This is a genomic window from Corynebacterium sp. EPI-003-04-2554_SCH2473622, assembly GCF_001665955.1.
GTDB classification, from domain to species: Bacteria; Actinomycetota; Actinomycetes; order Mycobacteriales; family Mycobacteriaceae; genus Corynebacterium; species Corynebacterium pseudodiphtheriticum.
In genome coordinates this window covers 44668-63102 of sequence record NZ_LZMN01000080.1, presented here as the reverse complement: position 1 = coordinate 63102, position 18435 = coordinate 44668, and the positions used below count along the sequence as shown (strand labels likewise).

The window sequence follows — 18435 nt, the reverse complement described above, 5'->3', positions numbered from 1 at the left end:
GCTAGCTGGGCGCTTCTTATGCGTTTGCTTTCGCAGTACACGGAATACAAAAAGCCGCATGGCGGGTAACAACGCCATGCGGCCGGAGCCGGGGGAGTTGAGCCAGTAGTTACTTGCTACTAGCGACCGGCTACTAGTGGGGATTAGCGCTCGGAATATAGAGCGAGAACCCTCCAATTACCATCGGGCCCCTTCGCAATGCCGATGCCGGTTTGTGTTGCTTGCTCGTTCGCCATGTTCGCGTGATGTCCTGGACTATTGGCCCAGCCGCGCACTATTGTTGGCGCGAAATTGAAGCCGTCTGAGAGCTGAAAAATATTTTCACCGACTCCGCCGTGGTTTGCTACAAGCGAGCCAAGCTCGAAGTGATGGAAAGCGTTGTTCCGCGCAAGCTCCTCGGCGCGACGTTGTGCTTCGGCATTAAGCGCAGGGTTGCTTTGCAGCGGTTGTGCCCCTTGCTGTGCGCGGAACTTATTTGTTTCCGCGATGACTGCTGCCCGCTTAGCTTCCACGTTCGATGGGGTAGAAGGCTTGCTTGGTGCACCAGGGGTTCCAGGCGTGCTCGGCCGGTGCTGCGTACCAGGCGTGCTTGGGGTTCCCGGCTGCTGTGGCGTCGGCAGGCTAGAAGAAAGCGGGATGCTGCTTGTAGGCAAGTTGAAAGCTTGTGCCTGAGAGCTAGCTGGTGCAGCGATCATTCCAGCGAAAACTCCGGCAGCAGCAAAAGTTGCCGCGAATGTACGGGTGGAAAACTTCACGGTAATCTCCTTAACTCTGTAAAGAGCTCAGTAAACAAGCTGTTCTAAACAGCCCAGTAAACAGGGAAACGCGGGGGAGCGTTCATTTCAACGATGCCACACGAGCGCGTTGGGATGCCCTGAATTTCGATATTTTATTCATGTTAGGAGCAATTTATGACAGACAGTGCACGTATTTTTGGTCCGCGTAGCCCGCATAATCCGCGGATGAGCCGACGTCGTGGTGTACAAGTCATCGCAGCACTCGGGGCAAGTGCTATTGCCCTGGCGGGATGTTCGCAGGCTGATGACGCCGCTGATGCAGCAAACAACGCGGCCGACAGTGCTAGTGAAATCGTAGAAAGCGCAACTGAAGCCGCCACTACTGGGAAGGAAGAAAAGTTGACCTTTGAAAAACAGCAGGTTGCAGACCTGGACGTGCAGGCGAACCCCGTACCAGCAGCGGCGGCGAAATTGCCGCAAGGGTTTGATTTGCAGTCACACCGTTTTGGGCGTGGTGAATGGATCGAGTCTTCGCGTGAGGGCTTGGTTAATTCCCTGAAAATGGGCGTGACCACCCTGGAATTCGACATCGAGTTGTCTGCCGACGGGGTCCCTGTCGTTTGGCACGATACGAAGATCGATGCCGAGAAATGCCAGGACACCAAGCCTGTTACCGAGGGTGATCCACAGTTCCCGTACGTCGGCAAGCTGGTCCACGATCTGACTTTCGCGCAGCTGTCCATGCTGAACTGCAATAAGAACCTGGACGATTTCCCGGACGCTGCCCCGCAGGACGACAACCGTTTGCTGCAACTCTCTGAGGTCTTCGAGATCGCCGCAGATTACCCGGATGTGCACTTCAATATCGAAACCAAGCTGGAGCCGGAGCACCGCGAACAAACGGCATCCCCACAGGAATTCGTCGATGCGATCATGGATGAGGTGGAGAATGCTGATGTCGCGGATCGCACCATGATTCAGTCCTTCGATTGGGCATCGCTGCCGCTGGTGCGTGAACGCGATGCTGAGATTCCGCTGGTCTTGTTGTGGGACGAAACTACATGGAAATCGGGCTCGGCCTGGATTGGCGATGTTGATTATGATGCCGTCGACGGTGACATCGTAGAAGCCGCAAAACAGTTAGGCGTGCAGGTGCTTTCGCCTGGACATGCGGTTCCTTATGGGCAAACCCCGCGTGACGACGACTACCACCCGGTCGCTACGCCGGAGCTGATTACTCAGGCGCACAAGGCGGGCATGGCGGTGGTGCCGTGGACTGTCAATGATGAAGACACTATGCGTGAGCAGATTGCTGCCGGCGTAGATGGCCTCATCACCGATTATCCAAGCAAAGGCCAGGCGGTACTGCAGGAGAAGTAGCGCGCTAGTGAGAGCAGTAGCGCACGTGATAAGAACGCGATGAGCTAAGAAATCTTTGCCGTATTTGGGTGGACTAATTTCGCGCTCTGCGTAGCGGTGGAGTTCAATATTGCTTATGTCTGAAGTAGATCCGCTCATTGAATCCTTGTACCGCTGGTCTGATGTCAGCGGCGTGCTGCTGATGGGAATTATCGGCGGCACTATCGCTCGGAAAAGCGGCTATGACATCATCGGGTTCTTTTTTATCGCGATGTTCTCCTCGCTGGGTGGCGGTATGGTGCGCGACGTGCTCATTAACCAGGGCACCGTCGCGGCAATGAGCGAGCCAGAATATCTGTACCTGGCTTTTACTGGTGCGCTGATTGCACGCTTTGTCTATTTCAAGGGTAAAACCTGGGATTATATCCAGGCGCATGGCGACGCCGTCGTCTCTGGCCTGTGGGCAGGAACTGGTGCGGTGAAGGCTATTACCTACGGTCTGCCGTTGATTCCGTGCATCATGATGGGCGTGTTTACCGCTACGGGTGGTTCCATGATTCGTGATATTTCCATGGGGCGGGAGCCAGCTGTTTTTGGCAATAATCAGCCCACGGTCATTCCGGCGATTGCCTGTGCCAGCATTGTGCTCATCGGCAATCACTTCGGCATGCTGGCCGTCGGCATGGTCGTCGGCCCGTTAGTTTCTATTTTCCTTGCACTGTTGGGTATTTGGGCTGGTTGGCGCGTGCCTGCCCACCAGGATTGGGCACCAATCAATGACACCGCGGCGCAGGTGAAAGTGCTGGCTAAGAAGGCTGAGCATAAAAGCCGCGCGGTGGGGCGCAAGCTGGAACCACACCGCGTGCGTTCTTGGAGGCACCGGCAGATGGAAGCAGCGCTGCAGCGTCGTATGGAAAAAGAGGCACGCTCGGGCAAGCACAAGAAGATGACGGAAGAAGAAGTCAGCGACTTTATGGATTCTTTTGATTCTGATGTGGATCAACTCAGCGCTAGTACCGACTCTGGCGCTGCTGACGAGACCGACTTCGGCATGGACTTGAGCGGTGATTCTTATGACACCGAAGAGCCGGTATCCACGGAAGAATCGCAGCGGTTGCTTGATGCCATTTTGGCGGATGACAAGCTCACAGATGAACTCATTGAACGTTTGATGAGCCGCTATAATTCCCGCGATTAAAAGTAGCTTACGGGGTTTAGAAAGCTTAAAACTTAGAAAACATGCCAATTTACAGTGCACAACCAGATCTGGAAATCCCGAATAGCACTGTCTATGACGTGTTGTTTGGCAACCTGACCGATGAAGATCGTGACCACATCGCTATCACCGATGATGCGACCGGTTCCATAACCACCTACGCGGAACTCAAAGCGCTTGTCGACGCATTTGCTGGTGCGCTCGCGCACCGGGGAATAAAACCGGGAGATGTTATCGGGCTGCACTGCCCGAATAGTCTTGCTTTTGCCGTGGCATTCCACGGAAGTTTGCGCGCCGGGGCGAGCGTAACCACGTTGGGCGCACTGTTGAACACCGCGGATATTGCGCAGCAGCTCACAGATTCTGGTGCGAGCTACTTGTTCACCACCAGCATGCTGGGGCAAGCTGGCTTTGCCGGAGCCGAAGAGGCTGGAATCGTTGCTCAGAACATCGTGGATCTTACTGATGAAAACACCGGTGTGCAGGCTCTCGTGGCTGCAGGGTATGCCCCGCCGGATCTTGATATTGATCCTGCCACGCATGTGGCTGCGCTGCCTTATTCTTCAGGAACCACGGGGCTTCCGAAGGGCGTGCGTCTTAGCCACCGGAACTTGGTGGCGAATATTGTGCAGATGACTGCTCGGCTACAGGCTAACGGGGTGCACCGCGATTCTGTGCTTATGTGCGTGCTGCCGTTTTCGCATATATATGGCATGAATGTGTTGTTGAACGTTGGTTTGCGTTTACGTTCGCACATCGTGGCCATGCCGAAGTTTGAATTGGGAAGTTTTTTGGCCGCGCACCAAAAATATGGGGTGACTTTTACTTTTATCGCCCCGCCGATTGCTGTGGCGTTAGCTAAGCATCCGTTGGTTGCTGATTTTGACATCAGCGCTTTAGAAACTGTGCTCTCCGGGGCGGCCTCCCTGGATGGTGAGTTAGCGCGCGCCGTTGCTGATCGCTTGGAGGTTAACGTTATTCAGGGGTTTGGTATGACAGAAACCAGCCCGGTTACGAACGTCGGCGATATCGGCGTGACCCCACTGGATTCCATCGGGGTGCCGGTAGCTAATACGGAAATCAAGGTGGTAGACGTTAACTCTGCCGCTTTCGAGGAAATTCCACCGCCTGCGCGTGCGGGCCAGCGTTCGGCCGACGGCGAGTTGTGGGTGCGTGGCCCACAAGTGATGCTGGGGTATCTCAACAATGAGGCGGCGACCCGCAGGATCATGCTTGACGACGGCTGGCTGCGCACCGGTGATATCGCAAACCTGGATCACCGCGGCAACGTTTACGTGGTTGATCGCTTGAAAGAATTGATCAAGTACAAGGGCTATCAGGTTGCGCCTGCGGAATTGGAAGCGCTGTTGATGACGCATGAGGCCATTGCCGATGCCGCAGTAGTCGGGCACCGGCGTGAATCTGCTGGGGAAGAGCTACCGCGTGCGTTTGTGGTGCTGCAGCAGGGCGTTGATGCTGCTGATCCAGCTGTTAGTGCCGAGGCTTTACTGGAATGGGTGGCGCAGCGCGTGACACCATACAAAAAGATCCGCATGATGGAGTTCATTGACGTGATTCCGAAATCAAGCACCGGGAAGATCCTGCGCAAGGAGCTGCGGAACCTCCCTGTGACTGAGACTGAACGCTGAGAAGAACTGAAAGGAAGCAACATTCATCATGGCCTTGCTCGACACGCTCATTACTAATGCCCGCATCTGGACTGGTGTCCGCGAGAACCCGTCGGCAAGCGCAGTCGGCATTGTCGGCGACCGGTTTTTCATCCTCGATGAGGCCCAAGCCCACCAGTTGGGTGCGCGCCACCGTTTTGATGCGAACAACGCGTTTATCGCGCCGGGCTTTAACGACGCACACTGCCACTCGGTGTGGTTTGGCCTGACGCTGGCGGAGATTGACCTGAGTGATTGCCACAGTGCACAGGATGTGTATGACACCTTGGCCCAGGCAGAAAAGGATCGTCCAGACCAGGAGTGGCTGATTGCTTCGAATTTCCGCCCGTCGAAAATGGGTGGGGAAGAGCTGGCCATCGCTGAGCTGGACCGAGCCACCAACAACCGCAAACTAGCCATCAAGCACAATTCTGGCCACAGCATGACGGTCAACACCGCGGGCCTGCAAGCTGGTGGCATCAATGTCGACGACCCAGAGCAGCCTGAAGGCGGCCAGGTGGTGCTTGACGACGACGGCAACCCGACCGGCTTGCTGGAAGAAAACGCCATGCGTGCAATTAACGATCAGCTCAGCCCAGAATCTGTCGACGAGCTCGCCTATGCGCTGCAGCTGGCGCACCGTCGTTATGTAGAAGAAGGCCTGACTTCGGTGACTGATGCCGGAATCGCCGGTGGCTGGATCGGACACAGCCCGCGCGAGATGGCCGCGTACCAACAAGCCGCGGCGGCTGGGGACCTGCTGGCCCGCACCCAAGCGATGATCACCAGCGACGTTTTGCACCCGCTCGACGGGCACGCTGACGATCCGGAGGGGCACGGTCTAGATGCGGGCATCCGCACGGGGCTTGGCGACCAGCACCTGCAGATCGGACCGGTGAAGCTGTTTACCGACGGCTCAATGTTGGGCACCACCGCGGCGATGACAGAAGCCTATTGTGGTTGCTCACACCGCAAGGGCTACTTGCAGGGCGACCCGGAAGATATGCGTGACCAAGCCATCAAGGCTGCTGGAAACGGTTGGTCGCTGGCACTGCACGCGATCGGTGATGCCGCGATCGACCTGGCACTCGACATCATCGAAGAAGCCACCGAAAAATACGGCGCACCGGAAATGCCGCACCGCATCGAGCACGGCGGGGTAGTGCGCACTGATCAAATTGAGCGGCTGGCGAAAAACAACATCGTTGTGGCACCGCAGCCGCGGTTCATCCCAGAATTCGGCGGGATCATGGCAGAGATGCTCGGTGAAGAGCGTACGAAGCTGGCTTACCCGGCGAAACGATTGTTGGAAGCGGGCATGATCTTGCCGGGAAGCTCGGACCGCCCGGTTGCCGATGGCGAACCACTCAAGGTTATTCAGGCATTCGTGCAGCGTAAAACAGAAAACGGGGAAGAGTTCGGCCCAGCAGAAATCATCACCGTCGACGACGCGCTCTACGCATACACCGTGGGGTCTGCGGCAGCGACCGGCTGGGCTGGCCGCAAGGGGCAGATCGCGCCGGGCCAGTTAGCAGACTTGGTGGTGCTTGCCGACGACCCCCGGGAGGTGGATCCGGATACCATCAGCGATATCCAGATCCTGGCCACCATGGTCGGCGGTGAATTCGTCCACGGTGGGCTGGAAGAAGTGTAGTTTTACTGCAATCTGCAGCGGGCCTCGCCTATTATACCCGCTGCAGATTAGCTGTTAAACCTGCTGTTTTCCGGCGCCCATGGATGTCACGGTGAGGCCGGAGGCCCGAATCAGGAATTGGATGCCGTCGGTGTCGCCGAGAACTATTTACCAGTGTGTATTCGCAAGGGCTGGGTAATGAGTAGCCGGAACCGTTGATTAGATATGTTATTAAACACAATCGTCAATAGTTTTTATTTGTTCTTTGCGGAGGCGCCGTGCCCATCACTATTACCGCCGAATTTAAAGATGCCCTGGATATTATTGAGCAGGGGCGGAATGTTTTGATTACTGGCAAGGCGGGTACTGGTAAATCCACCTTATTGCGGCATTTTTTGGACAGCCACAGCGATAAAGAAATTCTAGTAACCGCGCCTACTGGAGTGGCTGCACTGAACATAGATGGGTTTACCATACATAAGTCCTTTGGGTTCCGTCCGGGAATGTATCCGGATGCGCTCGCACCTGGTGGTGAGTGGAGTGCGTCGAGCAGAGTTTCTAAGGTGCTGAAAGCTATCGACGTGCTCGTGGTTGATGAAATTTCCATGGTGCGCGCGGACATTTTCGACATGATGGATATCGCACTGCGGAAAATTCGCGGTCGTGATGTTTCGTTCGGCGGAGTACAACTGGTGTTAGTAGGCGATCTACTCCAGCTTCCACCTGTTGTGACGAGCAAGGAAGCAGATCTGTTCAACAGCGTGTGGGATACGCCGTACTTCTTTTCCGCGAAATCTTATGCTGAACTGCAGTTAAAGGAGATTAACCTGACGACGATTTGGCGCCAGGCAGATTCCACGTTCGTCGATATCCTCAATGAGGTGCGCGAAGGCGTGGTTGGCAGTGAAGCTTTAGAAATCCTGAACCAGCGAGTAGACCCAGATTTTGTCGCTCCGGATGGTTGGGTTACGTTGACGTCACGTAAAGCTACGGTTGCAGCGATCAACCAAACGCGGCTGAGCCAGCTGCCTGGCCGTCGTTACGTTTCTTACGCCGAAAAGAACGGATACGCGGATGTCCACTCCTTTAGCGGCAGCGAAGAACTGCATTATGCTGTGGGGGCTCGGGTAATGACGGTGGTTAATGATGCCCACGGGCGTTATGTGAACGGCAGTTTTGGTGAGATAGTCGGCGCAACGGATAAAGAGATTATGGTGCGTATCGACGACACCGGCCAACTAGTGAAGATTGTCCGTTATACCTGGGAGATTAAACAGCCTGCTGTTGAGGGCGGGCGTTTGGTGAGTGTTCGAGTTGGTGCGGTGACGCAATTTCCGATTATTTTAGCTTGGGCGATCACGATCCATAAGAGCCAAGGCAAGACGATTCCGCGACTTTTCATTAATTTGAAAGGCGGAACTGCTACCGATGGGCAATTTTATGTCGCGTTGTCGCGGGCGGTTGATTTGGAGAATCTGCGGTTCTCGGCACCGGTGGAGCCCCGGCATATTCGGGCGAATAATGCGTTGGTGCGCAAGGTGCGACGGGAAGTGAGCGCCGGGATCAATGCTAGCCGCGTGGTGTTTTTGTCATTTAATGGAGTGAATTTTGGGCTTAGCCAGCACGTGGCACGTATTCACGCGATTATTTACCAAGATGGACGGCGGGTAGCTGATTTTGGTTCGTGGATTAATCCGATGGCAGACTTGGGTGATTTTGGCCGACAGCACAACATTCCAGCCAGGGGCTTAGCGATGGTGCCAACACTCGGCGATTTTTGGCCGTTGTTGCTGCGCCAGGCACAGGGAGGAATTGTTATTGGTGATCGCCTTGCGATGTTAGAAGGCGCAGTACGCCATCAAGAACCAGGCATGGATGTAGCGTTGGGTATCGGTTATGAAACTGGCGATTTTCAGTTTGAGGCGCAAGGCGAAACAGTGGTAGAGCGTTGCGAATCGATGGCCCGGGCTTACGAACAAGGCAAACTTGTGCCTGAACGTGGGCAGCTCGTCCCAAACGCAAACAAGGATGCGGAAGGTGCTGTGTATCGACCGCAGTGGGCGCCGAACTTCCCGATGATTTTGGATAATTCGCAGGCTACAGATTCCGATATCGCGTGGGCAGCAATGTCGGGAGGTGGTGCACAGCCGCAGGATTTTGCTGAAGTAGCAGAATGTGCCGAGCTTTTGTCCGCGTGGGCACTGTCGCGTGGTGCTTGGACCACGACGTTGGAGCATGAGATCAAACAGCGAGTTGCTCGTATTGATTCGCGTCCGGTTTCGCTCCCACCAGTGGAAGACGAAGTCGTGGACCTTTCTCAGCTGCTGCGCCCGGGCACCCGGGTGGCGTTTACGGGAGTCACCAGCTTGTTGGGCGGGTCTGCGAACGATGAAAGATCAGCAGAAATCTGTGCCGAAAAGGGGCTGGAGTACAAGAAGAATATGTCGAAGACGCGGTGCGACGTGGTTGTTGCCGCTGACATCGCTTCAATGTCGCGGAAGGCACAGGCTGCCCGCGAGTTTGGTAAACCGATTATTGCCCAAGAAGATTTTGAAGACTGGTACTACAACAACGATCATGCGCAGGAGACACAAACTCCGAACTACGTTGCGGTTTCTGCGCCTGCCCCTGAGCCAAAGGCTCCGGTAGTCGAAAAATTTGTTGCAGATTCACAACACTACCCGTATGGCCAGCAGCCGGAGACGGAAAAATCTGCTCTTCAGGTAGTTCGAGCAGACGAAGCTCTTGTCGAAGGCACCCGGGTTGCCTTCCGCGGTTCCACTGTCGTCAATGGTGAGTTGTACCCGCACGGGGATTCTCTGCAAAGGCTGTGCGCGATGCTTGGCCTGGACTACAAGCAGGCTGTTACTAAGACGCGTTGCGACGTCCTGGTTTCTGATGACATTACGGCTGAAGACGGTAAAACGGGGTTGGCCCGTCGTTATGGGAAGCCAGTTGTTACCGCAGCTGATTTTGCGCAGTGGGCGGAGCTCCAACTCGATGTGTCTTTTGCAGATGAGGCTTTTGCTACAGAAGAGGCCGAGGTTGACGAGCTTGCAGAACTAGCACAGCCTCTAGAACAGCAAGCTAGCGATGAGCGTAGAGTGCTTAACGACGAAGGCCAGCGCATCTGTAGCGCCGACCGCATTACTCGTGCGACACACAGGAACGAGGAAGCTACTCCACAACCACGGTCTATGCAGGCAGCGCGGGAAAATCTGGATCCAGAAATTGATGATGAGATTGGTGAGCAGCTGCTAGCCCAGGCACGTGCTTTGCGCTATGGCCCGATAAATGACGGCAGGGGCACTGATGCTGCACCAGTGCAATATCAGGCAAGTTATTCTGCAGAGCCTGTTAAACAAGCACAACCGCGGAAAGCGCCTCGCAGACTGAAACAGTCAGCGTTGACACTGGGTGGCATAACCGCAGTGACTATCGTTGCGGCTATTGCGGAAGCCCCAGCTGCGGTAGGGGGAGTGCTTATGCTCGGTTGGATGGCAGCCCTGGTCTGTGTAGTCGTGTTCGGAATCCTGGCGTTGGTGACGAAGAAATAACGATTGCCGAGGAACCAGGAACTTTGGGGGCCAGTTCAGAAAATGCTGCTCCATAATTCTGGAGACTAGTACCGCAACTGCAGTAGCAGTGGGATAACTGCTGTAACGATAATTCGATTCGATCAAGGGAAAGCTGCGAGGAGGCATCATGTCAGCACCATTATCGACTCCACGTTCAACGGAGGAGCTTCGCAGCGATCGTAACCAGGTCGAAAAAGAAATGAACCCCTACACAGTGGAGATGTTGCGGCGACTCCGAGAAGCAGACGCTCTCGAATTCAAAGAAGAAGAACTGCTCGATCGCTATGAAGCACTTTCGTGGCTCATTGAAGACTAATTTCTGTGGACACCAGCTAGTTATTATCGTTGCCTGCCCCGTCGAGGGGGCCACAGCATCAGTCACGGGGTCGATTGGGAAGTAGACGTGGAAGCGGGGTATCGCCGACTGGGGTCCGGGGTCCTTTCGCCCTCTGGTGGTTCCTGCTGGTGGCGGTCATCAACGCCACACCCGCCATCCGCTTAGCCAGCGATTTCGGGGTGACCCATTCAGCCAGGTCCTCGGTGTGGGAGTTGCCGACATCCATGACCAGGCAGTTCGAGGTCACGAAACTGCCCGCCCAGCGTCTACGACGCACATACTCGGCAACCACATGATCCAGCCTGGCGACCGTCTCCAGGTCTGTCGCAGTGGTCACAGTGTGCGGGTTTGGGTAGTGGCGTTGTTTTGCTGGCCTGCCACCTGCGTGGTGAACATCGTCATTGCCCTCGTAGGGTGACTTCCTCAAAATCAACGTCTAAATAGGTGATCGGCAGCTCGAGGTGGTGGGCCCATTCGATCTCGGTGCGCATCCCTGCCGAGACACGGGCCGTGTAAACCCAGATCGCCTCGCACTTGCTCAACAGAATTCGGTTGAAGAACATCGCCAGCTCGCGGTCGTTCGCGTCGGTGTCGTCCATGAACTGCGGGAACAACAGGTGTGGTGCGAGCGGGATCTTGTGCCGTGACAACGCGTGAGCACACAATGCTTGAGCCAGCTCCACGTTGTTCTCGACGTTCCCGGAGTACGGGGAACAGATGTAGACCAGTGGCCGGTAGCTGTACTCGGCGCGCTGGAAATTCTTCAATGCTTTGAACGTGGTGCGGTCCGGATAGCCCTCTGTGTTGTGGGGCGAGAAACCGAGGTCGATGTTGACAGCAGTCGTCGTCATGCCGCACCGCTGTCTTGCTCGATGACCGGCAGCAGGCCGTACTGCTTCTTCAGCAAGTCGTAGACGAAGAGCCGTTCCTTCTGGGTCCAGTACATGTGCGTGCGGGTCTTACCCTTGTCGTACTCGTGGGTCTTGGACTGAGTGTAGCTCTGCTCGGCGAACCGGGCGTAGAGAAACCAGCGGCCGGACTGCCTGAACTGCACCCCGGCGTCGTGCAGCAGCAAGTTCAGCTTCTTTGCCGACAATCCATAGTCTTTGGCGATTTCCGTGATGGTCAGCAGCGAGTCCGACTGGAGCACCACGTCGTAGTAGGAGACCTTCGGGGCGGCCTCAAGCAGGACCTGCTCTGCCGCCAGCCGTTTGGCCCGCTCGGAGCGAAGCTGGACGATGGCATGCTCGAGGAACTCATCGTTGTCCAAGAGCTCGTCGACGGCGTAGACACCGTGGTGGCGGATGATGGGTAGGATCTCGTCGACAACCCAGGCTTCGAAGTCCTGGGCTGCGGGGAGCTTGGAGGAGAAGATGAGCCGGTACAGGTCACCTTCGGTGATGAATCGGGCTTCTTGAGTGCGCCCGAGCGCATCGACGATGGGGTAACGAAACGTAACCCCACGGCAATGATCCTGAATCGCCTTGCTGGTATTGGCGTATCCAAGCGCCGTGACCACATCACGGCCACAGAAATACACCTTGTCCTCATGCTCGACAGTTCGGATCGTTCCAAAAGCATCATTGGTGAATACCTGGAGATCTCTCGTAGCCACGCCTGGTTCCTTCTAAGAGCCAGGGTTGATGTGAATTCCAGCAAGCCACGGGTGCGGCCGCTTTGGGCTCTCACGCATACGCCCCTGAGTCCACGCGAATCCGGACACCCCGACAGCAGCAACTTTGTATCCGTTGGGAGAGGTGCTGTATAGTAGGTTGCAATAGATCCCCGGTCGGGCCTCTTCCCTGTAAGGGAATGCACAAATGGCCGGGGCCTTTCATTTCTATGGAGGCATACCCGATGCCGAAGGATTGGTTGAGCTACGAGCAACAAGTAGAGCTACTCGGTCGGCGCGGCATGCGCATCGATGACGAGGCATCTGCAGCTGAATTTCTCGCGCGGGTCAATTACTATCGCTTCTCCGGATACTTCCGGCATTGGCAGCATGACCCAGCGCGGGGCGACAATCAGTTCTTCGAGGGCGCCTCATTTGAGACGATTCGCGCTCTCTATGACGCAGAGCAGGAGCTGGTGGCTGTCTGTGATGAGCTCCTGCACCCCCTTGAGGTTCTCTTACGCACCCGGTTCGCCTATGCCTATGGTTGCCGTGTCGGGGTAACCGGGATGTTTGCACACGGCGAAGGTTTTACTCAATCACCTCACCCTGATGCTGAACGTGTCGAAGAGCACGCCCTTTCGAACCTTGATCGCAGTAAAGAGGCTTTCGTCGCCCACTACCGCGATGAAATCAAACAAGGCCATACCTACAAGCCTGAAGCCTATGACCGCATGCCAATTTGGGTCGCCGTGGAAGCTTTTTCTTTCGGTAGCCTGTCACGCCTCATCGAGGCATCCAGCTTGTCTGGAGTGTTGGATGACATTGCAGACTCGATGAATACCTCTCGCAGACTACTGCCTGGCCAAGTGAAGTCATTCGTGTACTTACGTAACCGGATAGCTCATTGTGCTCAATTATGGAACCACCGAGTGCTCGATGTTCCCGGCCTGCAGCCGAAGACCACCAGACGCATCAAACAGGACTACCGAAAATTCTCGGACCATTCGATTTACAAAATCCTTGTTGCACTCGACGACGTAGCTACCCGTTCTGGAATTTCGACCGGCTGGCTGTCAGAGACCATCGAGCCGATATTGGACAAGCATCGGTTGCTCGCGAAAGGAATCGCTGAACCGGCACGATACGGAGAACTATCTCCCGATACCCTTATCGACTAGTCCCTTTGGTAGAACTCGCACGAGTGGGGTTGCCCGCAAATCGTGGACACGTTGTTAAGCTGCTTAGGGGTTAAGCAGCGGCCTTCTTATTATCAATTTGATCAGCGAGCTGGGCTTCGAAATCGAAGAGGCTGATCATCCCGATGAACGAGTGGCAACGGCGCCGGTTGTGCAATCCCTAGTTGCTGGCAGACATTCCACAATTGTTCACTCGTGAACTGAGTGCCACGATCTGCGTGGAATACCAAGCCATCGGGTACGTCACCACGCAGGATCTAAGCCATGCGCAGTGCACGTTCAACCAGGTAAGAATCCTGCACACTACCCATCGGCCAGCCGAGGACTCGGCGGGAGTGTCCATCGCGGATAACGCATAGGTACAGCCAGCCCTGGCTCGTGCGTAGATAGGTAATATCCGACATCCATACTCGATTAAGCTACCCTTTTTCAAATAGGCGTTTCACCAGGTCTGCAAGCGTGGATTTCCGCTTGGATTGAATCGTTGTTACGGGAACAAACGCCCTGGGTGGAATACCCTCAATACCCATCATCCGCATGCGTTTGGCCACGGTTTTGCGATTTATAGTAGCCAGAACGGGAAGCCTCTAATAACCTGCTCATTGTTTTTATGCTGTGGTTCGCCTTGCTCTGGCTGTATCAGCTCAAGTTTTTCCGATCGCGTTGTTTCAAAGCGAAAAGGCGGTGGCCTGTGACAAGAACTCATTATCCATCTTGGCCGCAGCTAACTCACGACGCAGGCGAGCGTTTTCGGCTCGTATATCGGCATCACTACGGCCATCTACCGAGCCTTGGCGTTCCCGCTCGAGTTTGACCACCAGCCTAAAAGGCCTGGTCCGACGCAAATCTCCTTTGAAACATGAGCGATTGGGCGCTGCGACTCGATTACTAGGTTCGCGGCTTCACGTCGATACTCAGGTGTGTATTTCTTTCGCTGTTGACTCACAATGAACATCCGCTCTTACGGACACAGGATCCTTATTAATAGGGTGTCCACTACTCGAGGATAACCTCACGTTGAGCCTGAAGATACTCGCGAGATCATTGACATCAAAGAGCTCATTGCGGAGATTGAAAGTATTGTGATGCGCCAATCTCAGCTTCGCGATGCCATCGACGAGACCGTTAAGGACTTGGTAGAAGAATTCGTCGATTCCGTTACCGTAACGACCGCCGTTGATGAGGCCTGGCCAGCATACGTGCGCCGCAAAATGGTGCAAGAACTGAACCGCATTATTGAAGGCGAAAAATTAAAAGCAGACGCCACCTGGGATGTGGTACCCGCTGCTTTCGGCAGTGGAGCGGCCTACCTGGGCGGGGCGAAGATCGCGAAACTGCTTCCCCCGATGTCGCGGTTTAGCCGCGGCGGCGAGGACCGGAAAGAAAAACAATCGCGGGTTGAACAGAAACTACACGAGTTATTGGTGCGGTTTGATCCGCTGTTTGTGGAGGACGGGTCTGCTGAGCTCATGCAGATGCGTGGGGCGTAGTGATTTGCGCTTGCGAAATTGGCCTGGGGTTGATGCCCAGGTGTTTAATCCTTTACTTCGACTGCTGTTTTTGCAGGGAACAACGGATAAATTCGAATGAAATAAGGCTCGTAATGATGCTGTGCGCGAATAAAGCTGGCGACTTTTTCGCATGGTGCCATCTCATCGAAGCATCCATTCCAATAGCTTTCCCACCAACGCAATTGGGCGTTATATCGAAAAGGAAATTGGCTGTCCATTGGTGGGGAATGCCGGAAATGTATTCTGGCGGCAAGAGTTTCAAAGGCAAATCCTGCTGTGCGTGCCAGAAGTTCTTGTTCGCTTCGGCAATACATGGACTGATTTGGCCACGGAAATTCATACATATACCCGTAAAAGCCGACTAGTTCTGGTTTTTGGCCTTGTGGTTTTTCTATTTCAATATCTGGATTGAAATGGACTGGGCGGCCTAGATTTAGTGCGGGGTCGACTGTGTGGGCATAACGTTTGATCCATTCGAGTAGGGAGGCATCGTCGAAAATTTCGAATTGGAGATATATGTGGTGGTGTAGAAATGGGGTAATTTGGGTGGCGATTTGGGATATTTTTGCGTCTACGATGCACCGTTGTATTGCTGCTTGGTAGAGGGGGTCAAAAAATGCGGCTTTATAAGCATCGTAGGCTTCTTTGAGAGCGGTCTTGTCTAGTTTTCCTGCAGCCTCGAAACATAGAATCGAACCGTACAAGAATGAATGGGTTTTGAACGCAAGTTGGTCCCGCGAAGGCCATGGGCCCATGACAATGTAGCAGCTCCATGAGTTCGGGGCTAGCGTGTAAACACATATTGACCTGGCATGATTCATAGTAGGTGTCCTAAGCGTTTCCATTGGTTGACGTGATCGGGGCATCTCGACACATAGGGCTCTGACCTTCTGATTCCAGCTGGGTTGCACCATGCGGTAATGAGTCCGTTAGCCCACTTGGCGGTTGTTCCTGTGTAGTTTTTTGGCTTGAATGGATCGAAGATCACGGTTATTTCTTCTGGATCATAGACTTGTTTACAGTTATTGCGCGTGAAGCTAGGGCCTCCGCATGAATAAAAGTAAACGATTTTATCGAATCGGAAGTAATCTTTGTCAGGGTCAGAACTGTAGCCGATTGGAGAATGTTTGGACACTGCCTCCATCATTTTGTAATTTGAGAAGTTATGTTTGCAAAGTGCTTTTAACTGACCCCATCCGTCCATCATAGAGGCATCATAAAATCCCTTACGGATCATAAACCTAAATTCGTCTGGGTAGTCCCGTGAGTTTGTTTTGCCTTTAATGACAGCCCCTATTTTTTACGGCGAAGTTTTCGTTTTTCTTTTGCTCTGAAACTGGCGGCAAGCTGCTGCATAAATTCGCCGAGCGGGACATTCCTGGGGAAATATGCGAGTCAGCATCCATGGTTAGACCCGCAGTGCGGGTGGCGATTTCATTGGGCCAGTATTCTTCGTCGGAAGGGATCCAAGCGAGACTGTCAGATGAGCCAAGGACGGTACCCTTTGTAAAGTCTTGGTGGATTGAGTCATGCATAGATTCGAGAGAGGGGATCGGCCACCCCAAATCATTTGGGGTGCCACGATGCTGAATCCATAGGTTAAATAATTGTCCCTGGAGTTCACGTGCACCTAAAAGGTTATTCCAGGCAATGACACCGCGATCGCCAAAGTTGACTAGATGAAAAACTCCGGCATGTTCGGCGACTTCATCAGTCTCCGGAAATCCCAGTGTTCCTGTTTCCCGGCCTAATGATTCCCAGACCCTACGAGCAGGCAAATACATATAGTGGCTGCGTCGACTACTGCGCTGCCACGTCATTACTCCGTTTGAAAAATTATTAAATCGATATTCATCGGTATTAGACAACTCATTACTAACTGGAATGCCGATCGGATGAGATGGGCCACCTATTGCATCATAACGCTGTTTCAGGTCGCCCCAAATTGCGCCTCCAGTGACGGGTGAATAATAGGTGTCTCCACCTTGAAAATTTTGGTACTGAGCGACTGGCAATGGGCTAATATTTTTGGGCCCGGATGTTGGATACCCAAGGACTCCTTGCTCCCAACCTAATGAACCCCATTGACGCATACCATCGTTTGTGATGGCGTGTGCTCCAGTTTCGGGATGCCAATAGATAGAACCGCCAAGAAAAGTAGATCGATAACCGACTTGATCGGGGTTACGTACTTCTCCGCTTGTTGGTGGTCCTAGCCATGATAGTGCTCCGCCGATTTCCTTATATTTAGCTTTAATTGCGCCGCACACAGAAAAGCGTGTTGGCCATACCCTTTCGCAAGCACTTCTGGATTCCCCTATTGATGCAGGGGCCTCAGGATTTCCTAAGGATTGCACTGGAGTTGTGGTTGTTTGAAGTTCGTATTCAGCAACTGTTTCCGGGTGCTCGAGCGCAAATTGTTTTATTTCATCCTCAGGCGAGGGTTGGTCACGATCTGCAACATAATCCTGGGTTTGAGTTTCTAAAGCTATAGCTTCATCGGTGAGGACATCGTCGCTGACGGCACTGACCTGTGCTGATGCAACCTCTGAGTTGAAAACTGCGAGCAGCGTGATTAGAGGCATGGCCAATATGGCTGTGTAGTGTTTGCGTCTCAATCTGATCAGTCCCTTGTGATCTCGTAGATCCTCGCAGATCTAAACGGTGAAGTGAACCCACTTTAGCAGAGTGTGACACAAATCGCGTATATGGTTGTATGCACTAAATTGGCTTAAGGAGACCAGTGAAGTTGGCCTGGGGGGATTCCCAGGCGTTTAATCCTTGCCCTCGGATGATTGTCTTGCAGGGATCAACGGATAAATTCGGATGAAATAAGGCTCGCGACCACGCTTCGCACGAATAAAGCTTGCGACTTTTTCGCATGGTGCCATCTCATCGAAGCAGCCATTCCAATAGCTTTCCCACCAACGCAATTGGGCGTTGTATCGATAAGGAAATTCACTGTCCATTGGTGGGGAATGCCGGAATTGTATGGTGCCGGCAAGCTCTTCAAAGGCCATTCCTGCTGTGCGCGCCAGAAGTTCTTGTTCATTTCGGCAATATTCGGACTGATTCGGCCACGGGAATTCATACATATACCCGTAATAGCCGACTAGTTCTGGTTTTTGTCCTTGGGGTGTTTCTATTTCAAAATCTGGATTGAAATGGACTGGTCGGCCTAGATTCAGCGTGGGATCAATTGTGTGGGCATATTGTTTGATCCATTCCAGTAGGGAGTCGTCGTCGAATATTTCGGGTTGTAGATATAGGTGGTGGTGTAGAAATGGTGTAATTTGGGTGGCGATTTGGGATATTTTTGCGTGTATGATGCACCGCTGTATTGCTGCTTGGTAGCGGGGGTCAAAAAATGCGGCTTTATAAGCATCGTAGGCTTTTTTGAGAGCGGTCTTGCCTAGTTTTCCCGTTACCTCCTCGGAGAATTGGATAATATTGAACAAGAGTGAATGGGTTTCGAATGCAAGTTGGTCTCGCAGATGCCACGGGCCTTCGACAAAGTAGTGGCCCCATGCTCTGGAGATTAGTGTGTAAACACATATTGACCTGGCATGATTCATAGTAGGTGTCC

General features: G+C 53.8%; 17 protein-coding genes. 8 read left to right on the top strand and 9 right to left on the bottom strand.

Annotation, left to right across the window (positions count from 1 at the left end; translation table 11 throughout):
- Positions 1 to 143: 143 nt before the first annotated feature.
- Positions 144 to 755, bottom strand: a complete 612-nt coding sequence (locus tag A5774_RS09630) for a CAP domain-containing protein (protein WP_064834609.1) — start codon at positions 753 to 755, stop codon at positions 144 to 146.
- 156 nt (positions 756 to 911) lie between these two features.
- On the opposite strand from A5774_RS09630, the gene A5774_RS09625 reads away from it, so the two are divergent.
- The 6 genes from A5774_RS09625 (at position 912) to A5774_RS09600 (ending at position 10506) form a co-directional block, all read left to right on the top strand.
- Entirely contained in the window at positions 912 to 2117 is a 1206-nt protein-coding gene (locus A5774_RS09625; protein WP_231892411.1) for a glycerophosphodiester phosphodiesterase family protein, read from the top strand.
- Between the two features lie 115 nt (positions 2118 to 2232).
- Positions 2233 to 3294 carry a trimeric intracellular cation channel family protein gene (locus tag A5774_RS09620; RefSeq protein WP_021351903.1) on the top strand — a complete coding sequence of 354 codons (1062 nt, stop codon included), beginning with the start codon at positions 2233 to 2235 and terminating at the stop codon, positions 3292 to 3294.
- Between the two features lie 41 nt (positions 3295 to 3335).
- On the top strand, positions 3336 to 4961 hold the full coding sequence (locus A5774_RS09615; protein ID WP_064834607.1) for an AMP-binding protein: 1626 nt from the start codon (positions 3336 to 3338) through the stop codon (positions 4959 to 4961).
- A gap of 28 nt (positions 4962 to 4989) precedes the next feature.
- Positions 4990 to 6633: an amidohydrolase gene (locus A5774_RS09610; RefSeq protein ID WP_064834604.1), complete on the top strand. Its 1644-nt coding sequence runs from the start codon at positions 4990 to 4992 to the stop codon at positions 6631 to 6633.
- Positions 6634 to 6890: 257 nt separating this feature from the next.
- A complete protein-coding gene (locus A5774_RS09605; RefSeq protein ID WP_064834602.1) occupies positions 6891 to 10169 on the top strand; it encodes an AAA family ATPase in 3279 nt (1092 codons plus the stop codon).
- Between the two features lie 148 nt (positions 10170 to 10317).
- Positions 10318 to 10506, top strand: coding sequence for a hypothetical protein (locus A5774_RS09600; RefSeq protein WP_064834600.1), 189 nt, complete (start codon positions 10318 to 10320; stop codon positions 10504 to 10506).
- 58 nt (positions 10507 to 10564) lie between these two features.
- Here the strand turns inward: A5774_RS09600 and A5774_RS09595 are convergent, their stop codons facing one another.
- The 3 genes from A5774_RS09595 to A5774_RS09585 form a co-directional block, all read right to left on the bottom strand.
- Positions 10565 to 10864 carry a hypothetical protein gene (locus A5774_RS09595; RefSeq protein ID WP_023019026.1) on the bottom strand — a complete coding sequence of 100 codons (300 nt, stop codon included), beginning with the start codon at positions 10862 to 10864 and terminating at the stop codon, positions 10565 to 10567.
- Between the two features lie 61 nt (positions 10865 to 10925).
- Complete coding sequence (locus A5774_RS09590; RefSeq protein ID WP_064834598.1) at positions 10926 to 11378, bottom strand: DUF4406 domain-containing protein; 453 nt, start codon at positions 11376 to 11378, stop codon at positions 10926 to 10928.
- Positions 11375 to 12142 (bottom strand): phage antirepressor KilAC domain-containing protein, encoded by a 768-nt coding sequence (locus A5774_RS09585; protein WP_064834596.1) that lies wholly within the window; start codon positions 12140 to 12142, stop codon positions 11375 to 11377. The genes A5774_RS09590 and A5774_RS09585 overlap by 4 nt, the downstream gene beginning before the upstream one ends.
- 227 nt (positions 12143 to 12369) lie before the next feature.
- Here A5774_RS09585 and A5774_RS09580 point away from each other — a divergent pair, with 227 nt between their 5' ends.
- Positions 12370 to 13320, top strand: coding sequence for an Abi family protein (locus tag A5774_RS09580; RefSeq protein ID WP_197490281.1), 951 nt, complete (start codon positions 12370 to 12372; stop codon positions 13318 to 13320).
- Positions 13321 to 13595: 275 nt separating this feature from the next.
- Here the strand turns inward: A5774_RS09580 and A5774_RS11045 are convergent, their stop codons facing one another.
- Both A5774_RS11045 and A5774_RS11570 read right to left on the bottom strand, forming a co-directional pair.
- Positions 13596 to 13742, bottom strand: a complete 147-nt coding sequence (locus A5774_RS11045) for a DDE-type integrase/transposase/recombinase (RefSeq protein ID WP_023019028.1) — start codon at positions 13740 to 13742, stop codon at positions 13596 to 13598.
- 264 nt (positions 13743 to 14006) lie between these two features.
- Entirely contained in the window at positions 14007 to 14156 is a 150-nt protein-coding gene (locus tag A5774_RS11570; RefSeq protein WP_021351894.1) for a hypothetical protein, read from the bottom strand.
- A 222-nt stretch (positions 14157 to 14378) separates the two neighbouring features.
- On the opposite strand from A5774_RS11570, the gene A5774_RS09570 reads away from it, so the two are divergent.
- Positions 14379 to 14828 carry a hypothetical protein gene (locus A5774_RS09570; protein WP_348650548.1) on the top strand — a complete coding sequence of 150 codons (450 nt, stop codon included), beginning with the start codon at positions 14379 to 14381 and terminating at the stop codon, positions 14826 to 14828.
- Between the two features lie 44 nt (positions 14829 to 14872).
- Here the strand turns inward: A5774_RS09570 and A5774_RS09565 are convergent, their stop codons facing one another.
- From A5774_RS09565 to A5774_RS09550, 3 genes are all read right to left on the bottom strand, one after another.
- Positions 14873 to 15553, bottom strand: coding sequence for a hypothetical protein (locus A5774_RS09565; RefSeq protein WP_156519608.1), 681 nt, complete (start codon positions 15551 to 15553; stop codon positions 14873 to 14875).
- A gap of 576 nt (positions 15554 to 16129) precedes the next feature.
- Positions 16130 to 17434 carry an LGFP repeat-containing protein gene (locus A5774_RS11040; protein ID WP_082936199.1) on the bottom strand — a complete coding sequence of 435 codons (1305 nt, stop codon included), beginning with the start codon at positions 17432 to 17434 and terminating at the stop codon, positions 16130 to 16132.
- 189 nt (positions 17435 to 17623) lie between these two features.
- A complete protein-coding gene (locus A5774_RS09550) occupies positions 17624 to 18424 on the bottom strand; it encodes a hypothetical protein (RefSeq protein ID WP_021351890.1) in 801 nt (266 codons plus the stop codon).
- Between the last annotated feature and the right edge of the window lie 11 nt (positions 18425 to 18435).

Bases quoted from the DNA above. Each gene is read 5' to 3' on its own strand.
- A5774_RS09620 (WP_021351903.1), top strand. From the start codon at position 2,233: ATGTCTGAAGTAGATCCGCTCATTGAATCCTTGTACCGCTGGTCTGAT.
- A5774_RS11040 (WP_082936199.1), bottom strand. From the start codon at position 17,434: ATGCCTCTAATCACGCTGCTCGCAGTTTTCAACTCAGAGGTTGCATCA.
- A5774_RS09550 (WP_021351890.1), bottom strand. From the start codon at position 18,424: ATGAATCATGCCAGGTCAATATGTGTTTACACACTAATCTCCAGAGCA.
- A5774_RS11045 (WP_023019028.1), bottom strand. From the start codon at position 13,742: ATGTCGGATATTACCTATCTACGCACGAGCCAGGGCTGGCTGTACCTA.
- A5774_RS09610 (WP_064834604.1), top strand. From the start codon at position 4,990: ATGGCCTTGCTCGACACGCTCATTACTAATGCCCGCATCTGGACTGGT.
- A5774_RS09580 (WP_197490281.1), top strand. From the start codon at position 12,370: ATGGAGGCATACCCGATGCCGAAGGATTGGTTGAGCTACGAGCAACAA.
- A5774_RS09615 (WP_064834607.1), top strand. From the start codon at position 3,336: ATGCCAATTTACAGTGCACAACCAGATCTGGAAATCCCGAATAGCACT.
- A5774_RS09600 (WP_064834600.1), top strand. From the start codon at position 10,318: ATGTCAGCACCATTATCGACTCCACGTTCAACGGAGGAGCTTCGCAGC.
- A5774_RS09625 (WP_231892411.1), top strand. From the start codon at position 912: ATGACAGACAGTGCACGTATTTTTGGTCCGCGTAGCCCGCATAATCCG.
- A5774_RS09590 (WP_064834598.1), bottom strand. From the start codon at position 11,378: ATGACGACGACTGCTGTCAACATCGACCTCGGTTTCTCGCCCCACAAC.